Origin of the sequence: Streptomyces sp. NPDC127114 (assembly GCF_042677525.1) — a bacterium.
In the GTDB taxonomy this organism is placed as follows: domain Bacteria; phylum Actinomycetota; class Actinomycetes; order Streptomycetales; family Streptomycetaceae; genus Streptomyces.
The window spans coordinates 1-22394 of record NZ_JBHXTJ010000012.1 but is presented as its reverse complement, the minus strand read 5'-3'; the positions used below and the strand labels follow the sequence as shown (position 1 = coordinate 22394).

The window sequence follows — 22394 nt, the reverse complement described above, 5'->3', positions numbered from 1 at the left end:
CTGCCGCTCTGCTACACGCTCCACCGGACCGTGGTGGCGGGGGTGTCCCTGCCGTGGGGGGGGGCGCGGGAACGCTGGCCGCCCCCCGCGCCGGAAGGCTTACGCCTCCTCGTCGTTCACCCAGCTCATGAGCTTGCGCAGCTCCTTGCCGGTGGTCTCCAGGAGGTGCTTCTCGTCCTGGGTCTTGTACTCGTTGTACTTCTTCAGACCGCCGTGGTACTCGTCCATCCAGTTCTTGGCGAAGGTGCCGTCCTGGATGTCGGTGAGGACCTTCTTCATCTCGGCCTTGGTGGCGTCCGTGATGATGCGCGGGCCGGTGATGTAGTCGCCCCACTCGGCGGTCTCGGAGACGGACCAGCGCATCTTCTCCAGGCCGCCCTCGTACATGAGGTCCACGATCAGCTTCAGCTCGTGGAGGCACTCGAAGTACGCGATCTCCGGCTGGTAGCCGGCCTCGACCAGGGTCTCGAAGCCCGCCTTCACCAGGGCGCTGGCGCCACCGCAGAGGACGGCCTGCTCGCCGAAGAGGTCGGTCTCCGTCTCCTCGGTGAAGGTCGTCTTGATGACACCGGCGCGGGTGCCGCCGATGGCCTTGGCGTACGACAGGGCGAGCGCGAAGGCGTTGCCGGTGGCGTCCTGCTCGACGGCCGCGATCGCCGGGACGCCGCGACCCTCCTCGTACTGGCGGCGGACCAGGTGGCCCGGGCCCTTCGGGGCGACCAGGGCGACGTCGACGCCGGCCGGGGGCTTGATGAAGCCGAAGCGGACGTTGAAGCCGTGGGCGAAGAAGAGGGCGTCGCCGTCCTTCAGGTTCGGGGCGATCGACTCCTCGTAGACCTTGGCCTGGATCGGGTCCGGGATCAGGATCATGATGACGTCGGCCTCGGCGGCGGCCTCGGCGGGCGAGACCACGCGCAGGCCCTGCTCCTCGGCCTTGGCCTTGGACTTGGAGCCCTCGTGCAGACCGACACGCACGTCGACACCCGAGTCACGGAGCGACAGCGCGTGGGCGTGGCCCTGGCTGCCGTAACCGATCACCGCGACCTTGCGGCCCTGGATGATGGACAGGTCGGCGTCGTCGTCGTAGAACAGCTCGGCCACTGGGAATCTCCTTGAGGTGCTGGTGTTGCTCCCACCGTACGGCGGGGTGCGGGAGTGAAGTTTTCGGGTCTCGACAGGCGGACCCGGGTGTGGACCCGTGGTCCGCCGTCGCCTGCGGACTGCTGTCAGGCGCTGCGGTCGAGGGCGCGCAGCGAACGGTCCGTGATGGACCGGGCGCCACGCCCTATGGCGATCGTGCCGGACTGGACGAGCTCCTTGATGCCGAACTGCTCCAGCATCTTGAGCATCGCCTCCAGCTTGTCACTCGATCCGGTGGCCTCGATGGTGACGGCCTCGGGCGACACGTCCACGGTCTTCGCGCGGAACAGCTGGACGATCTCGACGATCTGGGAGCGGGTCTCGTTGTCGGCGCGGACCTTCACCAGGACGAGCTCGCGCTGGATCGCAGCGCTGGGCTCGAGTTCGACGATCTTCAGGACGTTGACCAGCTTGTTGAGCTGCTTGGTCACCTGCTCCAGCGGCAGGTCCTCGACACTGACCACGATGGTGATGCGGGAGATGTCGGGGTGCTCGGTGACACCGACGGCGAGCGAGTCGATGTTGAAGCCGCGGCGGGAGAAGAGGGCGGCGATCCTGGCGAGGATGCCGGGCGTGTTCTCGACCAGGACGGAGAGCGTGTGCTTGGTGGACATGGTGTGGGTCTCTTCCTTCGCTCTTCGTCTCAGTCGTCTTCGCCGTCGCCGAAGTCGGGGCGGACGCCCCGGGCGGCCATGACCTCGTCGTTGGAGGTGCCCGCGGCGACCATCGGCCAGACCTGGGCGTCCTCGTGGACGATGAAGTCGATCACGACCGGGCGGTCGTTGATGGCGTTGGCCTCCTCGATGACCTTGTCGAGGTCGGCCGGGTCCTCGCAGCGCAGGGCGACGCAGCCCATGGCCTCGGACAGCTTGACGAAGTCCGGGATGCGGGTGCCCCGCGCGTCCGGGTTGACGTCGTCCGGGCCGGAGTGCAGCACCGTGTTGGAGTAGCGCTGGTTGTAGAACAGGGTCTGCCACTGGCGGACCATGCCGAGGGCGCCGTTGTTGATGATGGCGACCTTGATCGGGATGTTGTTGAGCGCGCAGGTGACCAGTTCCTGGTTGGTCATCTGGAAACAGCCGTCGCCGTCGATCGCCCAGACCGTGCGGTCCGGCATGCCGGCCTTGGCGCCCATCGCGGCGGGGACCGCGTAGCCCATCGTTCCGGCGCCGCCGGAGTTGAGCCAGGTGGCGGGGCGCTCGTAGTCGATGAAGTGGGCGGCCCACATCTGGTGCTGGCCGACGCCCGCGGCAAAGATCGTGCCCTCGGGCGCGAGCTGGCCGACCCGCTGGATGACCTGCTGCGGCGACAGGCTGCCGTCCTCCGGCAGGTCGTAGCCGAGCGGGTAGGTCTCGCGCCAGCGGTTGAGGTCGCTCCACCAGGCGGTGTAGTCGCCCTTGTTGCCCTCGCTGTGCTCGGCCTGGACGGCCTGGACCAGGTCGGCGATGACCTCGCGGGCGTCACCGACGATCGGGACGTCGGCGGTGCGGTTCTTGCCGATCTCGGCCGGGTCGATGTCGGCGTGGACGATCTTGGCGTACGGGGCGAAGCTGTCCAGCTTGCCGGTGACGCGGTCGTCGAAGCGGGCTCCGAGGGCGACGATCAGGTCGGCCTTCTGCAGCGCGGTGACGGCGGTGACCGAACCGTGCATGCCCGGCATGCCCACGTGCAGCGGGTGGCTGTCGGGGAACGCGCCCAGGGCCATCAGGGTGGTCGTGACCGGGGCGCCGGTGAGCTCCGCGAGGACCTTCAGCTCGGCGGTGGCGCCGGCCTTGAGGACGCCGCCGCCGACGTACAGGACGGGCCGCCTGGCGGCGGTGATCAGCTTGGCGGCCTCGCGGATCTGCTTGGCGTGCGGCTTGGTGACCGGGCGGTAGCCGGGCAGGTCGGTCTGCGGGGGCCAGCTGAAGGTGGTCTTCGCCTGGAGGGCGTCCTTGGCGATGTCGACCAGAACCGGGCCCGGGCGGCCGGTCGAGGCGATGTGGAAGGCCTCGGCGATCGTCCGCGGGATGTCCTCGGCCTTGGTGACCAGGAAGTTGTGCTTGGTGATCGGCATCGTGATGCCGCAGATGTCCGCCTCCTGGAAGGCGTCCGTGCCGATCGCCTTGGAGGCGACCTGGCCGGTGATCGCGACCAGCGGGACGGAGTCCATGTGGGCGTCGGCGATCGGGGTGACCAGGTTGGTGGCACCGGGTCCCGAGGTCGCCATGCAGACGCCGACCTTGCCGGTGGCCTGCGCGTAGCCGGTGGCGGCGTGCCCCGCGCCCTGCTCGTGGCGGACCAGGATGTGGCGCACCCGCTGGGAGTCCATCATCGGGTCGTACGCCGGGAGGATCGCGCCGCCCGGGATGCCGAAGACGGTGTCGGCGCCCACTTCCTCGAGAGAGCGAATGAGGGACTGCGCACCCGTGACGTGCTCGACGGTGGTGGCGGGCTGTGCGCCGCTACGGGTCCGCGGCTGCGGATGGTGCCCGGTGGCCTGCTCGGTCATCAGCATTCTCTTCTCGAAGCAGAGGGTTGGTGCCAGGTGGTGTGCGAGGCGTTTTGCGAGGGTTTAAGTCGATTTTGCGTTGATCCGGTGCAACAAAAAACCCCTCGTGCCGGGAGGCAAGCGAGGGGAGCGCGTCGGGTGCGTTTCAGGCGGGCCTTCTACCGGGCCTGCCTCAGCCGACGCGCTTTCCAAGTACGAGAATTCGGGTGCGCATGGCACTGACCCTCCCCCCGACGGACGGTCAGTGTCAAGTGGGTGGGACGGGAGTCTCAGAATGTGAGCGGGACGGGGGACGGTTTCCGCCGGTCAGCGCCACCTCGCCGGGCAGCGGGTACTCGTCCCGGACCAGCGCCCGGCGCAGCCGGTACTCGTCGAGCGGGCCCGAGAAGGCCATGCCCTGCCCGTGGGTGCAGCCCATGGAACGCAGGGCGAGCACCTGCTCGGGCATGTCCACGCCGTCGGCGACGGACTGCATGCCCAGGTCACCCGCGATGCGCAGCAGACCGCTGGTGATCTTCCGCAGTCTGGCCGATTCCACGATGCCCTCGACCAGGCCGCGGTCCAGCTTCAGTATGTCGACCGGAAGCCGCCGGAGGGCGTCGATCGCGGCATGTCCGCTGCCGAATCCGTCCAGGGCGATCTTGACGCCCAGCCGGCGCAGGGCGGCCAGCCGCTGCTCCAGCTCGTCGAAGGAGACCCGTGGGTCCCGGGGGTCGCTGTCGGCCAGCTCGATGATCAGGGAGCCCGAGGGCAGCCCGTGGCGGGTGAGCAGCGACTCCACCGAGCCGAGCGGCATGGAGCGGTCGAGCAGGCGGCGCGCGGAGAGCCGGACGGTCACCGGCGTGCGATGGCCGATTCCGGCCCGTTCGGCGGCCTGTTCCACGGCCTCCTCCAGGAGCCAGCGGCCCAGCTCGGCCGTGCGCTCGCCGTCGTCGGCGACCCGCAGGAACTCGGCCGGCGTGAAGAGGATGCCCTGGGCGGAGCGCCAGCGGGCCTGCGCGGCGACGGCGGAGATCCGGCCGGTGTTCAGGTCCACCACCGGCTGGTGCAGCAGGGCGAACTCGCCGTCGTGCAGCGCGGTGCGCAGCCGGGCGGCCAGCTCGGTGCGGCGGACCACCTCGGCCTGCATCTGCGGGGCGTAGAGCTCGACCCGGTCCTTGCCGGCGGCCTTGGCCCGGTACATGGCGAGGTCGGCGTTGCGCAGCAGGTCGCCCGCGCTGATGCCGGGCTCGGCGAAGGCGACGCCGATGGAGGCGGCGACCCGCACCTCGCCGCCGTCGACGCGGTACGGCTGGGAGAGGGTGCCCCGCAGCCGGTCGGCGATCTCGTGCACCCGGCGCTCGCGCTCGGCCCGGTCGCGGGTGCCGTCGCCGAGGATGAGCGCGGCGAACTCGTCGCCGCCGAGCCGGGCCGCGGTGTCGCCCGCCCGTACCGAGTCGTGGAGCCGGCGCGCGGCCTGGACGAGCAGCTCGTCGCCCGCCTGGTGCCCGAGCCGGTCGTTGACGGCCTTGAAGCCGTCCAGGTCGATGAAGAGCACAGCGGTGCCCGCGTCGGAGGCCCGGCGGCCGCTCAGGGCGCCGCGGACCCGCTCGGTGAACAGCGCCCGGTTGGGCAGGTCGGTGAGCGGGTCGTGCTCCGCGTTGTGCCGCAACTGGGCCTGGAGGCGCACGCGTTCGGTCACGTCACGGCTGTTGAAGATCAGCCCGCCCTGGTGGCGGTTGACGGTGGACTCGACGTTGAGCCATTCGCCGCGGCCGGAGCGGAAGCGGCACTCGATCCGGGTGGTGGGCTCCTCGGACGGCGGCGCGGCCAGGAAGCGGCGCACCTCGTGGACGACGGCGCCCAGGTCCTCGGGGTGGATCAGGGAGGCCAGCTCGGACCCGATCAGCTCCTCCGCCTCGCGGCCGTACACACCGGACGCGGCGGGACTGACGTAGCGGAGTATCCCGGTGGGCGCGGCGATCATGATGACGTCGCTGGAACCCTGCACGAGGGACCTGAAGTGGTTCTCCTTCTGCGCCAGTTCGTGGGTGAGGGCGATGTTGTCGAGCAGCATGATGCCCTGCCGGACGACCAGCGCGAGCACGACCGTGCAGCCGGTGAAGACGACGACGCGGTCCACTCTGCGTCCCTCGACGACGTTGTACAGGATGCCGAGCGTGCAGACCGCGGCCGCGAGGTACGGGGTGAGGGCGGCGAGCGACCCGGCGAGGGGGCGGCTGTGGGGCTGCCGGGCGCGCACGGCGGCGGGCGGCGGCGCGTCGGCGGGCCGGCGCACGCCCCAGGGCGCGTAGGCGAGCAGCAGCGACCCGGCGAACCAGCCGGCGTCGAGGAGCTGGCCCGAGCTGTAGTGCTCGCGCAGCAGCGGCGAGGTGAACAGCGCGTCGCACAGCACGGTGAGCGCGAGGGCGGCGATGGCCGTGTTGATCGCCGAGCGGTTGATGTGGGAGCGGCGGAAGTGCAGCGCGAGCACCATGCTGACGAGGACGATGTCGAGCAGCGGGTACGCGAGGGAGAGCGCCGCCCGGGCCACGCTCTCGCCCGGCACGTACGCGGTGTGGGCGAGGGCGAGGCTCCAGGACAGGGTGAGCAGGGAGCCGCCGATCAGCCAGGAGTCCAGGCCGAGGCAGACCCAGCCGGCCCGGGTGACGGGCTTCTTGGCGAGAACGAGCAGGCCGACGATGGCGGGCGGGGCGAAGAGTAAGAAGCACAGGTCGGCGACGGACGGGCTGGGCACCGCCTGGCGGAGCACGACCTCGTACCAGCCCCAGACGGCGTTGCCGACGGCGGCCATGAAGGACGAGAAGGCGAAGAGGTACCAGGCCGGGCGGAAGCTGTGGCCGTGGTCCCGCGCGTAGCGGAAGCAGGAGACGGCGGCGGCGAGCGCGGCGGCGCTCAGACCGAAGTCGCCCATGAAGAGCGCGAGCTGCTGCGAGCCCCAGCCGAGGGCCGCGCCGGTGGCGTATCCGCCGCAGACGAGCCCGAGGCCGATCTGGGCGGCCACTCCGCCCATGTCGGGCCCCTGCCGCTCGGGTCCGGGCGCCCCCGCACCCGCCCGGGGTCCGGGCCCGCCGGCGGCGGGCCGCCGCCGGGCGAGCGTGCCGGTCGTCACCGCTTCCTCCGGCGTCTCGCCGGGGTGCTCGTGCGCCGGCTGCATGCCGAGGCCGCCGCGCGACCGGTCCGGCTCGGCCACCTCGTGCCCGCCGCAGCCGCCGGAGACGTCGTCGTGCCGGCCGCAGAGGGTGTCGGGCGGGGAGCCGTCCGGCACGGGGCCGACGGCGGTCGCCGGTGCCGCGTCGGCGCCGGTGTCCCTGCCGCCGTCCGCGCCGGGCGGGTCGTCGGCCGCGCGAGGGGCGGGGACGGCCACGGTGACCGGATCGGCGGGGTGGCGCTCGGCGCCGGGCGCGGTCGACGGCGTGCCGTCGGGCCCTGCGGCGCGGTCGGGCTGGTCCGGGACCGCCCGGCCCGGCAGGGCGGCTGCGAGGCGCGCGGGGATGGCCGGCGGCACCGCCGCGTCGGATCGTGGGTCGCCCGGCCGTGCATCACCCGTCGCCCCCCTCGGAATCTGATGTCCCGTCACTTCGCTCCCCAGCGTCTGCCCGTTCTCGACGCAGTCCCCCGCTCCCGGACCATACACCAGGATCGTCACTCAGGGACAGGGGTGCAGTACTCTCCGTGACGGCCAGGGGGCTTGTGAGGAGCGCGTTCGGGGGGCGCACGCCGTCCGCCGCCGGCTCAGGTGGTCAGCACCACGTTCGCCGGCTCCTCGCCCGCGGCGAACCGGGTGACCTGCGCCGCGATCAGCCGCTTGGCCCGCGGCATGAACGCCGAGGTGGATCCGCCCACATGAGGGCTGATCAGCACACCGGGAGCGTGCCACAGCGGGTGTCCGGCCGGCAGCGGTTCCGGGTCGGTGACATCGAGTGCCGCGGTGATCCGGCCGCTCTCCACCTCCTTCAGAAGCGCGGCGGTGTCCACCACCGGGCCGCGCGCCACGTTGACCAGCAGGGCGCCGTCCTTCATCCGGGTGAGGAATCCGGCGTCGGCCAGGTGCCGGGTCTGCGGGGTGAGCGGCGTCGAGAGCACGACCACGTCGGCCTCGGGCAGCAGCGCGGGCAGTTCCGTGAGCGGGTGGACCGGACCGCGTCCGGTGGTGCGCGCCGAGCGCGCGACGCGCAGGACCCGCGCGCACTCGAAGGGCGCGAGCCGGTCCTCGATGGCGGCACCGATCGACCCGTAGCCCACGATCAGTACGGACTTGTCGGCGAGCGCCGGGTAGAAGCCGGCCCGCCACTCCTCGGCTTCCTGGCCGCGCACGAAGCCGGGGATCCCGCGCAGCGACGCGAGGATCAGGGCGAGCGTCAGCTCGGCGGTGCTGGCCTCGTGCACGCCCCTGGCGTTGCACAGCCTCGCGCCCGGGGGCAGCAGGCCGAGACCGGGCGTGACGTGGTCGACGCCCGCGGAGAGCGTCTGCACGACCCGTACCGAGGACATCCCGGCGAGCGGCCGGACGGCGATCGCCTCGCCCTTCATGTACGGCACGACGTAGAAGGCGCAGCGGGCGGGATCGGCCGGGAACTCCGGTCCGCCGTCCCAGAAACGGTAGTTCAGGCCCGACGCGCCCGGCGCCGGGAGTCCGTCGATCTCGTCCGCGGGGATCGGAAGCCACACGTCAGCGGCGGTGTCATCGAGTGTCATGACCGGGAGGCTATGCGAAGAATCCCGTGCGCCATTGGTTACTTTGGGGGCTGCACAGGGAGGGGTACCGGCAGGTGGAGCGCAGGACGATCGGGGCGGCGGCGCTCGGTGTGGGGGCGGTGGGCCTCGGATGCATGCCGATGAGCTGGGCGTACAGCGCCTCGCAGCGGCGGGGCGACCGCTCGCTGCGGACGGTGCACGCGGCCCTGGACGCCGGGGTGAACCTGCTCGACACCGCCGACATGTACGGTCCGTTCACCAACGAGCTGCTGCTCGGGCGGGTGTTGAAGGAGCGCCGGGCGGACGCCTTCGTGTCGACGAAGTGCGGGCTGCTCGTGGGCGACGGGCACGTCGTGGCCAACGGCCGCCCCTCGTACGTCCGCAGGGCCTGCGACGCCTCGCTGCGGCGGCTGCAGACCGACGTGATCGACCTCTACCAGCTGCACCGGGCCGACCCCGAGGTGCCGGTGGAGGAGACCTGGGGCGCGATGGCGGACCTGGTGCGGGCCGGCAAGGTGCGGGCGCTCGGTCTGTGCGCCGTGGGTGCCCGGTCGGCCCGGCGGGGCGCGCCGGGCGGCGGCTATGAGGGAACGATCCGGCAGCTGGAGCGGATCCAGCAGGTCTTCCCGGTGAGCGCGGTCGAAGCGGAGCTGTCGGTGTGGTCGCCCGAGGCCCTGGGGCGGCTCCTTCCGTGGTGCGCGGCGCGCGGTGTCGGCTTCCTGGCGGCGATGCCGCTGGGCAGCGGATTCCTGACCGGGACGCTGACTCCTGGCGGGGGTTTCGAGGCGGACGACCCGCGCGCCCGGCACCCGCGCTTCACGGCCGAGATGATGGCGGCCAACCAGCCGCTGGTGGCGGGGCTGCGCAGGATCGCGGCCCGGCACGGCGCGGACGTCACCCCGGCGCAGGTCGCGCTGGCCTGGGTGCTGTCGCAGGGCCCGCACGTGATCCCGGTCCCGGGCGCCAAGCGGGAGCAGTGGGCGGTGGAGAACGCGCGGGCCGCGGGTCTGCGGCTCGCGGCGGCGGACCTCGCGGAGATCGCGGCGCTGCCGGCGGCCAGGGGATCCTGGGACTAGGGCGCGCCGTGGAGGCGGGAACCTGATCGGGCCGAGCGGTGTATCAAGAGTGGAGATCGCCGCTGGAAGGGGTCGGGAGCATGGGTCGGTACCGAGTTCGAGACCGGGTGCGGGGCCGGGTCGTCGTGAGAGGCGTGGCGGGAGGCGCCGCCGCGCTGATGCTGGTGGCCGGGTGCTCCTCGTCCTCGGGAGGGGACGGCGGTCGGACGGCCGGGCCGTCCGTCTCGTCGTCGCCGCCGGCCTCTTCGGCCCCGTCGGCGTCGCCGAAGCCCGCCGCGGGCACGGTGCGGGTCGCGGGCACGCTGACCGAGGGGCTCAGATCGCCGTGGGGGCTGGCCGAGCTGTCCGGCGGCGACCTGCTCGTCTCCTCGCGCGACGAGCGGACGATCACCCGGGTCGACGGGCGGACGGGGCGGCAGACCTCGCTCGGCGAGGTGCCCGGGGTGGTGCCCGGCGGTGAGGGCGGGCTGATGGGCCTGGCCGTGCGGGACGGCTGGGTGTACGCGTATCTGACGGCGGCCGAGGACAACCGGATCGTCCGCATGCGGTACGGGGGCGGGCCGGGCGACCGGCTCGGGGCACCGGAGCCGGTCCTGACGGGCATCCCGAAGGGCTTCGTCCACAACGGCGGACGGATCGCGTTCGGACCGGACGGAATGCTGTACGCGGGGACGGGCGAGACGGGCCGGACCGGGCTGGCACAGGACAAGGGCTCGCTCGGCGGGAAGATCCTGCGGATGACGCCGGAGGGCCGCCCGGCACCGGGCAACCCGTTCCCGGACTCCGTCGTCTACTCGTACGGCCACCGCAACGTGCAGGGCCTCGCCTGGGACGGCGAAGGGCGGCTGTGGGCGGCCGAGTTCGGACAGGACACCTGGGACGAGCTGAACCGGATCGAGCCCGGGCGGAACTACGGGTGGCCGGAGGTGGAGGGCCGGGCCGGGCGGGCCGGGTTCACGGACCCGGTGGCCCAGTGGCGGACCGAGGAGGCCTCGCCCAGCGGCATCGCCCATGCCCGCGGCGCGGTCTGGATGGCGGGGCTGCGGGGCGAGCGGCTGTGGCGGATCCCGCTCGCCGGTGCGGAACGATCCGGGGAGCCGCAGGCGTTCCTGAAGGGTGAGTACGGGCGGCTGCGCACGGTCCTGGCGACCGGCGACGGCTCCCGGATGTGGCTGGTGACCAGCGAGACCGACACCAGGGGCACTCCGGAGTCCGGGGACGACCGGATCCTCCGGCTGGAGGTCGGCTAGGCCGTTTCTTTCGGATCAGGGCCGGACCCGGCCAAGATCCGGAAGAGACGGCCTAGGTCGGCGTCCGGGACGGGCGGGGGCACCTCAGAGGGAGGCGGGGCACGTGTTCAACCTGATGGAAGAGCTTTTCGCGCCGGGCCGCAAGCACACGGAGGACGAGCGGCAGCGGCTCGCCCTGACGCGGGAGGACATCGGCGACGGCGATCCGCACCGGGGGCCGATAGACCTGGCCTCGGGCAAGGTGACGATACGCATACCGGCCTCGCCAGAGGACACCGCGCCCGAGAACGCCTTGCGCGAGGACGACCCGCCCGGGGACGCCTCGCCCGGGGAGGCCCCGCGCGAGGAGTCCGCGCGGTCAGGCCGGGGCGTCGAGGAGGCGGAGGCGGTGGGCGAGGGCGGCGGCCTCGCCGCGGCCGGCGACGCCGAGCTTGGCGAGGATGTTGGAGACGTGGACGCTGGCGGTCTTCGGTGAGATGAACAGCTCCTCGGCGATCTGACGGTTGGTGCGGCCCTCGGCGACCAGACGCAGGACGTCCTGCTCGCGCGGGGTGAGGCCGAAGGCGTCGTCCTCGGGCTCGGCGGCCTCCGCCGGAGCCGCCGGGTCGGCGGTCAGCGGGGCGAGCCGGGCGCGGGCGGCGAGCAGCTCGACGTCCTCACGCAGCGGGTGGGCGCCGAGCCGGGCGGCGGTGGCGTGGGCCGCGCGGAGCAGGGCCGCGGCCTCCTCCCGTCGGCCGCCCTCGGCGAGGAGGGCGTCGGCGAGCCGGTGCCGGACCCGGGCCAGGTCGTAGGGGCGGTCGAGGGCTTCGAAGGCGGTGACGACCTCGGTCCAGCGTTCGGCGGTGGCGCGGTCCTCGGCGCGGGCCAGCTCGGCGGAGACGTACAGCGCGTAGGCCTGCCAGACGGGCGCGGGGGCGGCCAGGCCGCGGGTGTGGCGGCGTACGAGGTCGAGGGCGGCGGGGCGGCCCTCGGCGGCGGCCGGGAGGCCCCGGGCGTCGGCCTCCGCGGTGACGGCGGCGAGCATCAGCGGCCAGCCGTAGCGGTGGGTGCCGGGCGGGAAGCCGGCGTCGGCCGCGGCGGCGGCCTCGGTCCGTACGTCGGCGAGGCGGCCTTCGGCGGCGGCGACGAGCACGGCGGCCTCGGCCATCGGCAGGGTGTACTGCGGCATGGGGTCGCGGGCGGTGCCGTAGCGGGCGCCGGCCTCGGCGAGGCGGGCGGCGGCCGTGGCCGGTTCGCCGCGGGTGACGGCGAGGACGGCCAGCTGCAGCAGGGCCGTGCCGCCGGGCTTGGTGCCGGCCGCTCCGGAGCGGAGCAGCAGTTCCGCCTCGTCCCTGGCCCGGTCCCACTCGCCGAGGGAGTGCAGCGACTCGGCGAGGTTGGCGCGGATCCAGCCGGCGCTGTCGGCGAGGCCGCGGACGCGGCACATCTCGATGCCCGCGGTGGCGACCTCGACGGCCTCGTGGGAGCGGCCGAGGCCTTCGAGGCAGGAGGAGAGGTTCACATGGGTGCGGGACGCCTCGTGGAACTGGCCCAGGGCCATGGTGCGTTCGCGCACCGCGTGCAGTTCGGCGAGGCCGCGCTCGGTGTCGCCGGCGGCCACCATGATGGTGCCAAGGGTGCCTCGGGCGGTGAGTTCGATCGACTCCGCCTTGACCAGGCGGGCGTATTCGACGGCGCGTTCCGCCGCGGCGATCGCCTCGGGGCCGGGGTTGCGGAGCATGCCCCAGCCGGCGGAGACCGCGAGGACCACGGCGTGGACGGCGGACGGCGGCAGGCCGCGGACGAGTTCCTCGGCGCGGGCGATCTCGGGCCAGCCGTTGCCGCGGCCCAGGTTGGACTGGATGCGGGCCCGCTCGACGTAGAACCAGGCGGCGCGCAGCGGGTCGGGCTCCTCGTCGCCCTCGAGGATCCGCAGCGCGGTCTTGCCGATCTTCAGGGCGCGTTCGCGTTCGCCGCACAGCCGGGCGGCGACGGCGGCCTCGGCGAGCAGGTCGAGGAAGCGCAGCGGCGTGGTCTCGGGGTCGCAGCCGCAGGCCGGGTAGGCCTCGGCGTAGTCGATGGGGCGCAGTGCGCCGCGGACCTCGTCGGGGACCTTGTCCCAGAGTTCCATGGCGCGTTCGAGGAGCCGGAGCTGCTCGGCGTAGGCGTGGCGCTTGCGGGTCTCGACGGAGGCGCGCAGGACGGCGGGCAGGGCGCGGGCGGCGTCGTGGGCGTGGTACCAGTACGTGGCGAGCCGGTTGGCGCGCTCGTCGGCGCGGACGAGGCCGGGGTCGGTCTCCAGGGCTTCGGCGTAGCGCCGGTTGAGGCGGGAGCGTTCGCCGGGGAGCAGGTCGTCGCTGACGGCCTCGCGGACCAGGGAGTGGCGGAAGCGGTAGCCGTCGCCGTCGGGTGCGGCGAGCAGGATGTTGGCGCCGACGGCGGCGCGCAGCGCCTCGATGAGTTCGTCCTCGGAGAGCCGGGCGACGGCGGCGAGCAGGTCGAACTCGACGGTGGAGCCGCCCTCGGCGACGGTCCTGACGACCCGCTGGGCCGCTTCGGGGAGGGTCTCGACGCGCACCAGGAGGAGGTCGCGGAGGGAGTCGCTGAGGTGGGCGGCGGCGCAGCCGGACTCGTGGGAGGCGACGAGTTCCTCGACGAAGAAGGCGTTGCCGTCGGAGCGTTCGAAGACCTCGTCGAGGAGTGCCGGGTCGGGTTCGGCGGCGAGGATGCCGGTGAGCTGGCGGTGCACCTCGCCGCGGGTGAAGCGGGCGAGTTCGATGCGGCGGACGGAGCGCAGCCGGTCGAGCTCGGCGAGCAGCGGGCGCAGCGGGTGGCGGCGGTGGATGTCGTCGGCGCGGTAGGTGGCGACGACGGCGACGCGGCCGCTGCGCAGGGTGCGGAAGAGGTAGGCGAGGAGGTGCCGGGTGGAGGCGTCGGCCCAGTGCAGGTCCTCCAGGACGAGGGCGACGGCGCGGTCGGCGGCGACGCGCTCCAGGAGCCGTACGGTCAGCTCGAAGAGGCGGGCGGTGGCGTCCTCGGCGGCGGGTTCGTGGCCGAGCGGGTCGCCGAGTTCGGGCAGCAGGCGGGCGAGTTCGCCCTCCTGTCCGTCGGCGGCGGCGGCGAACTCCTCGGGGAGTTCGCGGCGCAGGGCGCGCAGGGCGGCGGAGAAGGGTGCGAAGGGCAGTCCGTCGGCGCCGATCTCGACGCAGCCGCCGAGGGCGACGACGGCGCCGGCCGCGCGGGCGCGGGTGGTGAACTCCTCGACGAGGCGGGTCTTGCCGACGCCGGCCTCGCCGCCCACGAGAAGGGCCTGGGGCTCTCCCGCGCCCGCGCGGGAGAGCGCCTCGGTGAGGGCGGTGAGTTCGCCGGCCCGGCCGACGAAGACGGGGCTGACTGACCTGGTCTCCACGGCGCCGAGCATCGCACAGGCACGCGCCCTGTCGCTCGTACGGGGGTGGTGCATGCGAGGTCACGCGGCCCGGACGAAGCGGTGCTTCGCGGCGCTCACCCGCCCTTCCGGTTCCTGGCGGCGGCTCGCCCGGCGGGTCCTGGCGACCCGGCCCGCCTCGCGGGAGAGGCGCTCGGCGGCGGCCTCGCGGACCAGCTCGGCGTGGCGGGCCTGGTGCAGCTCGTACTCGAACATGTCGTGCTCCTCCGGGGTTTCGGTATCGCTCCTTGCGATGCCTCTACCTTCGTCTCCCAGAGGGGTGGGGCACATGGGGAGAGTGCCGCATGTTCGGCGTACGGAGGGCCTTAGGCGTCTCCGCAGGGGCCTTAGGGCCCCGCCCGTACGGTCCTAGGCGGTGCCGGAGGCGGCCTGGGCGGGGTCCGCGGCGGCCTGGGACGCGGCCTTCGCGGCCCTCCACTCGGGGGCGAGGACGGACCAGATCTCCGTGTCGGCGCGCCTGCCGCGGTAGGGGTAGTTCTCGCGGAGCACGCCCTCCCTGGTCATGCCGAGGCGGCGGGCGACGGCGATGCTGGGCGTGTTCTCGGGGGCGACGTGCCATTCGACGCGGTGGATGCCGCGCCGCTCGACGGCCCAGTCGAGGATGGCCCGGCAGGCCCGGGTGACCAGGCCCCGCCCGGCGTAGACGGGCTCGATCCAGCAGCCGGCCTCGGCGACCCCGCTCGCGGTGTCGAAGGTGACGAAGAGGACGCCGCCGACGAGCAGTCCGTCGACGCGGATGCCGTAGAGGTAGCCGGCGTCCCGGGCGGCCTTGTCGGCGTAGCGGACGAGGTGGGCGCGGGCCGTGTCGAGGTCGGTCACGATGTCGGGCAGTCCGACGTGGGCGCCGATGAACTCGCGGCCGCGGTCGATGTGGGCCAGGAACTCCCCGGCCTGCCAGGGCGCGAGCGGCGTCAGCTCGGCTCCGTCGTCACCCAGCGATATCGCGAACATCCTCGTTCTCCTCTGCCTGTCCGATGACCACTCGCTGCACGGGTATCTTCGCGGCGATCTTCGCACGGGCGTCGGCGGCGACCCGGGACTCGGGCGGCTCGATGCTGATCCGGGGCAGGCGCCGGTCGAGCCGGCGGGGCAGCCACCAGTTCGCGCCGCCGAGCATGTGCATGAGGGCGGGGACGAGGAGGGTGCGCAGGACGAAGGCGTCCAGGGCGACGGCGGCGGCGAGGGCGATGCCGAACATCGCGATGACCCGGTCGCCGGAGAGGACGAAGGCGAGGAAGACGGAGATCATGATGACCGCCGCCGAATTGATCACCCGGCTGGTCTCGGCGAGGCCGACCCGGACCGCGCGCCGGTTGTCGCCGGTCTCCAGCCACTCCTCGTACATCCGGCTGACCAGGAAGACCTGGTAGTCCATGGAGAGCCCGAAGAGCACCGAGACCATGATCACGGGCAGGAAGGGTTCGATGGGCCCGGCGCTGCCGAGGCCGAGCAGTTCGCTGCCCCAGCCCCACTGGAAGATCGCGACGACGACGCCGAAGGCGGAGGCGACGGCGGCGACGTTCATCAGCGCGGCCTTGAGCGGGATGCCGATCGAGCGGAAGGCGAGCAGCAGCAGGACGCAGCCGAGGGCGATCACGACGCCGACGAAGAGCGGCAGCTTGCCGATGATGATCTCCGCGAAGTCGTCGTAGGAGGCGGTGACGCCGCCGACGTGGACCTGGAGCGAGGTGCCGTCCGCGGCCGTCGGCAGGACGTCGTCGCGGAGCCGGTCCACGAGCTCGCTGGTGGCCTTCGACTGCGGCGCGGAGTCGGGGACGACGGTCAGGACGGCGGTGTCGCCGCCGCTGTTGTACGTGACCGGCGAGACGGACGCGACGCCCTTGGTGTGCGCGAGCTCGGCCGGGAGCGCGTCGAGCGCGACCCGGTCGTCGGCGCCGTCGAGCCGGGCCGCGAGGGTGAGCGGCCCGTTGACGCCGGGCCCGAAGCCCTCGGCGATCAGGTCGTAGGCCTGGCGGGTGGTCGCGGTGGCCGGGTTGTTGCCCTGGTCGGAGGTGCCGAGGTGGAGGGCGAGCGTCGGCAGGGCGAGGACGGCCATGACGACGGCGGCGACCGCGCCGAGCAGCTTGGGGTGCCGCTCGACGAAGGCGGACCAGCGGGCGGCGAAGCCGGTGGGCAGCTCGGGCTGCGGTCCGTGCTCGGCGAGCTGGCGCCGTTCGCGGCGGCTGAGGGCGCGCATGCCGATGAGCGAGAGCAGCGCGGGCAGCAGGGTGACGGAGGCGGCGACGGTGAGGACGACGGTCAGGGAGGCGGCGATGGCCACGCCGTTGAGGAAGCCGAGCCGCAGGATCAGCATGCCGAGCAGCGCGATGCAGACGGTGGCGCCGGCGAAGACCACGGCGCGTCCGGTGGTGGCGACGGCGATCCGGGCGGCCTCGGCGACGGGCAGGCCGCGTTTGAGGCCCTTGCGGTGCCGGGTGACGATGAACAGCGCGTAGTCGATGCCGACGCCGAGGCCGATGAGCATGCCCAGCATGGGCGCGAAGTCGGCGACCGTCATGACGTGGCCGAGGAGCACGATCCCGGAATAGGCGATGCCCACGCTGACCAGGGCGGTCGCGATGGGCAGCAGGGAGGCGGCGAGCGAGCCGAAGGCGAGGAAGAGGACGACGGCGGCGACGGCCACGCCGACGGCCTCGGCGATGTGTCCGCCGGGCGCCTCGGTGAGGGCGACGGCGCCGCCACCGAGCTCCACCCGCACCTGGTCGGTGGCGGCGGTCTTGGCGGTGTCGACGAGGGCCTGGGCCTCGGCCTTCGGGATGTCGTCGGCCTGGGCGTCGAAGGTGACGGCGGCGTAGGCGGTGCGGCCGTCCTCGCTGATCTGCCCCTGGGCGGAGCCGTAAGGGGAGGTGACGGAGGCGATGCCGGGCAGCGCCTCGACCTTCTTGAGCATGGCGGACATCCGCTGCTCGACGTCGGCGGCGCGCACGCTGCCGCGGTCGGTGTGCCAGACGATCGTGTCGGTGTCGCCGCCGGCGCCGTGGAAGCCCTCGTCGAGGAGCGCGGTGGCGCGCCCCGACTCGGTACCGGGGACCTCGTAGTCGTTGGAGTACGCGCTGCCGGCGATCGCCGCTCCGGTGACGACCCCGCCGAGGGCGAGGAGCCAGAGCAGGACGGCTACGAGGCGGTGCTTGACGCACCACCGGGCGATGGCTGCCAAAGAACGTACTCCCTGGATGGTTCGGTGCTCCGCCCACTGCCGTGGCCCGGCGCTCCGCCCACTGTCGCAGCCAAACGTGATCGTTTGCCCCTTTCGTGGCGATCCTCACAGGGATGCCCGGGAGGTCCGGACCGAGGTCCCGGCCTCCCGCGGACGAGCGGACCCGTCCGGAGACGCCGGGGCGCCCGTCCCGATGTGGCCCATGAGCCGGCTTCGGCAGCCGTCGGGACCGGTCACCTCGACTCGCACCGGCCGTACGCGTCGGCGGCGGAGTGGACGACGGTACGGATCTTGCCAGGCTTCCCGGTCACACTGCGTGTCCGTGCGGGTCCACCGGCCGCGCTCGCGGAGGGCTCGGAGTCACCGCGGCCGGTGGACGGCGGTCACGCCCGGGGGCCGGCGTCGTCGGGCTCCCACGGCCAGGCCGACGCGGCGCCGGATTCGATGAGCGGTACGAGGCGGAACGCGGCGTCGCTGAGCCCGCCGAACGTGTGGCGGTGGGGGCCGGACGCGGTGTGGCCCTGGGAGTAGCCGGCAAGGTTCCAGGTGTAGACGGGGACGTACTCGGGGACGACGGCCAGCGGGTCGACGCGGGGCGTCCAGTAGGCCTGCTCGTCGGTGACCACGACGACGCGGTCGTGCCCGTCGTAGTGCCGCTGCACGGCCCCGGCGGTATCGGTGCCACCGAGGTCGTGGAACCGGTCGAGCGCGCGCAGCACGGACTCGCCGCGGCTGAGGGGCACGGCCCGGCTGGTGCTGCCGAACTCGACGAGGTCGGCGTGCTCGGCGCGCAGCGCGAGGGCGCTGCCGAAGATCGCGGCGGAGTCGGCCCGGTTGAGCAGGCTCCTGGCGCTCGGCGCGTCGAACATCGAGCCGGACCGGTCGACCAGGACCAGCGTCCGGCCGGACAGCTCGGGCACCTGGGACAGGGAGTGCTGCAGTGCCGCTTCCAGGGCCTCGTGCCAGCGCGGGGAGGGCGCGTTGCGGTGCGCGGCGAGGTAGCGGAAGGGGAACTGGCGGGAGCGGCGCACCTCGTCCGGGTCGGAGATCCGGCGGGCGACGTCGGCGGCGGCGCTGTCGCCGATCCCGGCGAGATCGAAGTTACGCAGGTTCCGTACGAGGGCCATGGCGCCCATCGAGGGGATCAGGGCCTCCCAGACGGCGGCGTCCAGGGGACCCTGCAGCCAGCCGGCGACCGACTCCCAGGTCATCCCGGCGGCCCGCAGCCGCTCGGCGCCGCCGGCCCCCGTCACCAGGGCGTACCGCTCGGCGACCGGCACGGCGAGCAGGGCATGGTGGGCGCCGAGGAGCGCGTCACCCGCGGGCGGCACGGCGCGGTCGGGCCGGTGCCGGCGGTCGAGCGCGTACCGGAACAGCTCGCCCTGCCGGGGGTGGGCGGGCGCGGGATGGGTCAGTTCGAGGACGTCGCCGAAGCGGAAGGCGCGCGCGCCGGTGTCGTACTTGAGCAGGGCGCGGCCGGTGTAGAGGCGGCGCACGGCGTCGGCGACCCCGCGCCGCAGCGGCTGCGGCAGCCGCCGCCCGTAGCGGGCGGTCCAGTAGGCCAGCAACTCGCCGGGCTCGTCCGGCCGTTGCAGCACGGCGTCGACGGCCTGCCGGGAGAACCCGACGGCCCGCGCCTCGGTCCGCGCCCGTACGAACTCGGCGGCGCCGACGACGGAGGCGGTCCGCATGTGCGCCTCGGTCCGCAGCCAGCGCAGCAGCCCCAGCGTCCATACCGGGTCACTGACCGCGAGCTGCCGCACCAGCCGCGCATAGCGGAGGTCGCGCGGTGCGGCGCCCTCGTAGAAACTCTCCTGTCCGACCATGTTGCTGACGGCGAGGAGGAACAACTCCTGCTTCGGCGGCCGGGCGAATCCGGCACCGCCCTCGTGATTGCGGAGCACGGAGGTCGGAAAGACGGTCACCGTCCGCGCGGCCCCCGGGGAGGTCACGGTCCACTCCCCGTGCGTGGACAGCGGCAGGGTCACACCCCGCCTGGTCAACCCCGGAACCTCGGTCTCGATCTCGTGTCGTGCCTCGACCTTGGACCGCTGACGGTTGAACCGGGTCATGCAGAGAATCCCCCCGATCGGGAAACGGAAGACAGAAGAGCGCACGCGGAAGAGCGCACGTGGGAGAGCGCACGCGGATGAGTGCGTGCGGAAGACAGAACGCCGAGGACGGAAACCGGAGGAGAGACGCAGAGGAGAGCCCAGGACAGCGGAGACGACCGAAGGACGCCTCCCGGGATCAAAGGTGTGCCACGGTGTGTTTTTTGTCAGAAGTAACCGGGACACGGCGCATCGGGAGACGTCACGAAGGACGCTACCCGGGCGGCTCGGATCGCGCATCCGAATTTCTTCCGCCCTCCAGGAGGGCGAGACCGAGGTCGGTCACCGAGTGAAGTGTCGCATTGCGGTGGCGTTGGCTGGAGACCAGCGCCGCCTCGCGCAGCGCCGTGATGTGCCGGCTGGCGTTGGGCGCGGTGGTGCCGGCGAGGCGGGCGAGTTCCCCCGTGTTGGCGACGCCGTCGGCCAGCGCGGACAGCAGGGTGGCCCGGGTCGGGCCGAGGAGATGGGCGAGCGCCCGCCCGTCCGCCGGGCCCGCGTCCGGGGTGGCCCAGCGGACGTCGTGCTCGATCGGGTGGACGAGGACCGGGGACAGCGTCGGGTCACAGAGCGCCGTCGGCCCACAGCGGCGGAAGAACGCGGGCTGGAGCCGCAGACCGCGTCCGCCGAGGTGGAGATCGCCGTCGCGCAGGCCCTCCACCCGGAGCACCGGATACTCCCAGTGCACCGACGGATGGAGCGTGCCGAGGACCGCGTCCCAGCCTCCCTCGGCGAGCACGGCCGAGCGCCGCACCCGGTCACGGCTCACCTGCGCCCGGATGCGCTCCCAGAACGGGCCGATCACGGCGTCGACGTACGCCTGCGCCGCGTCCGCGACCCGGCCGATCCCCTCGGACTCCCCCTCCGCCAGCTCCCGGACCCACGTCGGCAGCCGCCGCGAGAGGTTCTGCCGGGTGAACTCGCGAAGGTCTTGCGACAGTTGATGACGCGGTGTGGAGCGCAGCGCCTCCAGCTGGGCGGCGAGGCCACCGCCGACCGCGGGCGTCAGGAAGTCCGGTGCCAAGCCGGCCGGGGGCACGAGAGCCGTCAACAGCCGTGTCGCCGGGGGAACTCGGGGCAGCGACTCCCGCAACCACGGCCCCAGGACGACGCCCGCGTCCCTCTTCTGCAGCCGGTGGAGGCTGAGCAGCATCTCCCACATCGGGTCGGGTCCGGGGGCGATCCGCATCCGCGCGAGGTCTTCCCCCGTGAAGTGAATGCGCAGCATCTCAGCCCCTCCCACCTGGGAAATTACGCTCCGGCGCACACATGTTCACGGCACTCCCCCCGTCCGCGCAGACTCTGATCCGTCCGGTGCTGACCAGCACGACTCTCCAACAGGACGGTGGATCGAAAAATGCCCGAGGCCCTGACGAAGTTCGTCCGCGCGGCGGCCGCCGGGGCGGTCATCGCCGCATCCGCCGGATGTTCGGGAGCGGTCACCGGTACGGGTACGGGTACAGCCTCGGGCGCGGCGGCGGGTTCCGGCCCGGCGCGGACCGCGGCCCCCGCCGAACCGGCCGCGCTGCACCGGCTGCCGCCCGTGACCGGCCTCCTCTTCACCCCTCATGTCCGTAGCGCCGAGGCCCAGCAGAAGGTCGCCATCGCCTGCATGGCCGAGCGGGGCTACCGGTACGCCCCGGTCCCGCCGCCCAGGAACCCGGGCGGGGAGGGCGGCGACGACGAGCGCCCGCAGCCCTTCGGCCTCGAGTCCACGGCTCCGCCCCGCGCCGCCGCCCCCACGGTCTCCCCCGAGGCACCGCCGAGGCCCGGCAGCCCGGAGAGCACCGACGCGTACGCGCGTGCGCTCTTCGGCGACGAGGCCAGGCGGGTCACCGCCAGAGGCCTGCGGCTGAGCGTCTCCCGGCCGGGCGACGGCTGTCTCGCCGAAGCGGAGACGCGCCTGCTCGGCGACGGGCGGATGCGCTGGCTCCAGGTACGGATCAGGCTCTTCGAGGCGCAGGAGGACGCCCGCCAGGAGGTGGAGAAGGACTCCGCGTTCCGTGCGGTCACGACGCGCTGGCGTGAGTGCATGGACCGGGCCGGGGTCAAGGCCGAGGACCCCGTACAGGTGCAGCGTTCACTGCGCTCGGACGAGGAGCGGCGGACCGGCCCCGTCGCCGCGGCGGACCTGCGCTGCAAGGCGGAGACGGGATACCTGACCACCGCGTACGAGCGGCTCGCCGCCGTTCAGCAGCGCTGGCTGGACGCGCACCCCGACATCGGCCGGGGCTGGAAGAAGCTCTCCGCCCGCCAGGAGAAGGCGGCCGGAGAGGTCCTTGCCACCGCCACCGCCACCGCCGCCCCCAGCACCACCACCACCAAAGTCTTCCGCCCCTGAACCCAGGAGCGGATCGTCACCGACACCCCTAGCACCAACGACAACACCCACACCCACACCCACACGGAAGCGAGATTGGCATGTCCATGATTAACACTGGCGTGAAGTCCGGGCTCCGCAGGAAGTTCGCCGTCGTCGCCGGAGCGACCGCCCTCCTCCTCGGCGGCGGCGTCGCGGCCGCCTCGTCCGCGGCCGCCGGCCCCAGCTGCCCCTCGGGCTACCACTGCGTCTTCGAGGGCAGCATCGGGACCTCCGCGCACAACTACTTCAACAGCGACGCCGACTTCAGGGACGACGCGTTCTACCCGAGCGGCGCCACGGTGAACGACAACTCGTGGTCCGCCAGCAACTCCAGCAACAGCGGCTACGAGAGCCACTACTACCGCGACCCCGGCTACCAGAACTTCAACTTCTGTGTGAACCCCGGCAGCTACGTGACCCACGACCGGCTGACGGACGACTTCGTGGACGGAAACGGCGTCGGCCAGCGCGACGAGTCCACCTCCCTGCTGCTGCGGCCGACGACCTCGGTCTCCTGCTTCTGAGCCGTCAGACCTGCGACGCAGAAAGCGGCCCCGCACCGGAACTCCGGTGCGGGGCCCCCCCCGGGTGCCTGGCGCGTATAAACAAAACCGAGCCCACGACAAAAAAAACAAAAAGGGGTTGGGGGATCTGGTTGAAAAGT

16 protein-coding genes are annotated in these 22394 nt (G+C 73.0%); 5 read left to right on the top strand and 11 right to left on the bottom strand.

Going from position 1 to position 22394, the window contains the following annotated elements; genetic code table 11:
• Nucleotides 1–99: 99 nt before the first annotated feature.
• The 5 genes from ilvC to ACFVGS_RS14870 all read right to left on the bottom strand — a co-directional run bounded on the left by ilvC (nucleotide 100) and on the right by ACFVGS_RS14870 (nucleotide 8329).
• Nucleotides 100–1101, bottom strand: a complete 1002-nt coding sequence (ilvC, locus tag ACFVGS_RS14890; RefSeq protein ID WP_385692667.1) for a ketol-acid reductoisomerase — start codon at nucleotides 1099–1101, stop codon at nucleotides 100–102.
• A gap of 125 nt (nucleotides 1102–1226) precedes the next feature.
• The gene (gene ilvN / locus ACFVGS_RS14885) at nucleotides 1227–1754 is read right to left on the bottom strand and encodes an acetolactate synthase small subunit (protein ID WP_128978596.1); all 528 of its coding nucleotides are present in this window, start codon (nucleotides 1752–1754) and stop codon (nucleotides 1227–1229) included.
• Between the two features lie 29 nt (nucleotides 1755–1783).
• Nucleotides 1784–3637 (bottom strand): acetolactate synthase large subunit, encoded by a 1854-nt coding sequence (locus ACFVGS_RS14880; protein ID WP_384422744.1) that lies wholly within the window; start codon nucleotides 3635–3637, stop codon nucleotides 1784–1786.
• A 241-nt stretch (nucleotides 3638–3878) separates the two neighbouring features.
• Nucleotides 3879–6644 (bottom strand): putative bifunctional diguanylate cyclase/phosphodiesterase, encoded by a 2766-nt coding sequence (locus ACFVGS_RS14875; RefSeq protein ID WP_385692722.1) that lies wholly within the window; start codon nucleotides 6642–6644, stop codon nucleotides 3879–3881.
• A gap of 722 nt (nucleotides 6645–7366) precedes the next feature.
• Nucleotides 7367–8329, bottom strand: a complete 963-nt coding sequence (locus ACFVGS_RS14870; RefSeq protein ID WP_385692666.1) for a 2-hydroxyacid dehydrogenase — start codon at nucleotides 8327–8329, stop codon at nucleotides 7367–7369.
• A gap of 74 nt (nucleotides 8330–8403) precedes the next feature.
• Between ACFVGS_RS14870 and ACFVGS_RS14865 the strand changes: the two genes are divergently transcribed.
• From ACFVGS_RS14865 to ACFVGS_RS14855, 3 genes are all read left to right on the top strand, one after another.
• Complete coding sequence (locus ACFVGS_RS14865) at nucleotides 8404–9405, top strand: aldo/keto reductase (protein WP_384422739.1); 1002 nt, start codon at nucleotides 8404–8406, stop codon at nucleotides 9403–9405.
• A 158-nt stretch (nucleotides 9406–9563) separates the two neighbouring features.
• Nucleotides 9564–10655, top strand: a complete 1092-nt coding sequence (locus tag ACFVGS_RS14860; protein ID WP_384422750.1) for a PQQ-dependent sugar dehydrogenase — start codon at nucleotides 9564–9566, stop codon at nucleotides 10653–10655.
• Between the two features lie 115 nt (nucleotides 10656–10770).
• The gene (locus ACFVGS_RS14855; RefSeq protein WP_385692721.1) at nucleotides 10771–11130 is read left to right on the top strand and encodes a DUF6191 domain-containing protein; all 360 of its coding nucleotides are present in this window, start codon (nucleotides 10771–10773) and stop codon (nucleotides 11128–11130) included.
• On the opposite strand, the gene ACFVGS_RS14850 is transcribed toward ACFVGS_RS14855, so the two are convergent.
• The 6 genes from ACFVGS_RS14850 to ACFVGS_RS14825 all read right to left on the bottom strand — a co-directional run bounded on the left by ACFVGS_RS14850 (nucleotide 11014) and on the right by ACFVGS_RS14825 (nucleotide 20596).
• Nucleotides 11014–14055, bottom strand: coding sequence for an AAA family ATPase (locus ACFVGS_RS14850; RefSeq protein WP_385692720.1), 3042 nt, complete (start codon nucleotides 14053–14055; stop codon nucleotides 11014–11016). The two genes, ACFVGS_RS14855 and ACFVGS_RS14850, sit on opposite strands and share 117 nt — an antisense overlap.
• Before the next feature lie 48 nt (nucleotides 14056–14103).
• The gene (locus tag ACFVGS_RS14845) at nucleotides 14104–14277 is read right to left on the bottom strand and encodes a hypothetical protein (RefSeq protein WP_385692665.1); all 174 of its coding nucleotides are present in this window, start codon (nucleotides 14275–14277) and stop codon (nucleotides 14104–14106) included.
• A gap of 153 nt (nucleotides 14278–14430) precedes the next feature.
• Nucleotides 14431–15033, bottom strand: coding sequence for a GNAT family N-acetyltransferase (locus ACFVGS_RS14840; RefSeq protein ID WP_385692664.1), 603 nt, complete (start codon nucleotides 15031–15033; stop codon nucleotides 14431–14433).
• A complete protein-coding gene (locus tag ACFVGS_RS14835) occupies nucleotides 15011–17260 on the bottom strand; it encodes an MMPL family transporter (RefSeq protein ID WP_385692663.1) in 2250 nt (749 codons plus the stop codon). The genes ACFVGS_RS14840 and ACFVGS_RS14835 overlap by 23 nt, the downstream gene beginning before the upstream one ends.
• Before the next feature lie 383 nt (nucleotides 17261–17643).
• Nucleotides 17644–19332 (bottom strand): TROVE domain-containing protein, encoded by a 1689-nt coding sequence (locus ACFVGS_RS14830; protein WP_385692662.1) that lies wholly within the window; start codon nucleotides 19330–19332, stop codon nucleotides 17644–17646.
• A gap of 253 nt (nucleotides 19333–19585) precedes the next feature.
• On the bottom strand, nucleotides 19586–20596 hold the full coding sequence (locus tag ACFVGS_RS14825; RefSeq protein ID WP_385692661.1) for an ArsR/SmtB family transcription factor: 1011 nt from the start codon (nucleotides 20594–20596) through the stop codon (nucleotides 19586–19588).
• A 129-nt stretch (nucleotides 20597–20725) separates the two neighbouring features.
• Here ACFVGS_RS14825 and ACFVGS_RS14820 point away from each other — a divergent pair, with 129 nt between their 5' ends.
• Together ACFVGS_RS14820 and ACFVGS_RS14815 are read left to right on the top strand one after the other, a co-directional pair.
• Nucleotides 20726–21709 (top strand): hypothetical protein, encoded by a 984-nt coding sequence (locus tag ACFVGS_RS14820; protein WP_385692660.1) that lies wholly within the window; start codon nucleotides 20726–20728, stop codon nucleotides 21707–21709.
• Nucleotides 21710–21795: 86 nt separating this feature from the next.
• Nucleotides 21796–22254 carry a peptidase inhibitor family I36 protein gene (locus tag ACFVGS_RS14815; RefSeq protein WP_385692659.1) on the top strand — a complete coding sequence of 153 codons (459 nt, stop codon included), beginning with the start codon at nucleotides 21796–21798 and terminating at the stop codon, nucleotides 22252–22254.
• Nucleotides 22255–22394: the final 140 nt, after the last annotated feature.

Bases quoted from the DNA above. Each gene is read 5' to 3' on its own strand.
- ilvN (WP_128978596.1), bottom strand. From the start codon at position 1,754: ATGTCCACCAAGCACACGCTCTCCGTCCTGGTCGAGAACACGCCCGGC.
- ACFVGS_RS14880 (WP_384422744.1), bottom strand. From the start codon at position 3,637: ATGCTGATGACCGAGCAGGCCACCGGGCACCATCCGCAGCCGCGGACC.
- ACFVGS_RS14875 (WP_385692722.1), bottom strand. From the start codon at position 6,644: ATGGGCGGAGTGGCCGCCCAGATCGGCCTCGGGCTCGTCTGCGGCGGA.
- ACFVGS_RS14870 (WP_385692666.1), bottom strand. From the start codon at position 8,329: ATGACACTCGATGACACCGCCGCTGACGTGTGGCTTCCGATCCCCGCG.
- ACFVGS_RS14860 (WP_384422750.1), top strand. From the start codon at position 9,564: ATGCTGGTGGCCGGGTGCTCCTCGTCCTCGGGAGGGGACGGCGGTCGG.
- ACFVGS_RS14855 (WP_385692721.1), top strand. From the start codon at position 10,771: ATGGAAGAGCTTTTCGCGCCGGGCCGCAAGCACACGGAGGACGAGCGG.
- ACFVGS_RS14850 (WP_385692720.1), bottom strand. From the start codon at position 14,055: ATGCTCGGCGCCGTGGAGACCAGGTCAGTCAGCCCCGTCTTCGTCGGC.
- ACFVGS_RS14845 (WP_385692665.1), bottom strand. From the start codon at position 14,277: ATGTTCGAGTACGAGCTGCACCAGGCCCGCCACGCCGAGCTGGTCCGC.
- ACFVGS_RS14840 (WP_385692664.1), bottom strand. From the start codon at position 15,033: ATGTTCGCGATATCGCTGGGTGACGACGGAGCCGAGCTGACGCCGCTC.
- ACFVGS_RS14830 (WP_385692662.1), bottom strand. From the start codon at position 19,332: ATGACCCGGTTCAACCGTCAGCGGTCCAAGGTCGAGGCACGACACGAG.
- ACFVGS_RS14825 (WP_385692661.1), bottom strand. From the start codon at position 20,596: ATGCTGCGCATTCACTTCACGGGGGAAGACCTCGCGCGGATGCGGATC.
- ACFVGS_RS14820 (WP_385692660.1), top strand. From the start codon at position 20,726: ATGCCCGAGGCCCTGACGAAGTTCGTCCGCGCGGCGGCCGCCGGGGCG.
- ACFVGS_RS14815 (WP_385692659.1), top strand. From the start codon at position 21,796: ATGATTAACACTGGCGTGAAGTCCGGGCTCCGCAGGAAGTTCGCCGTC.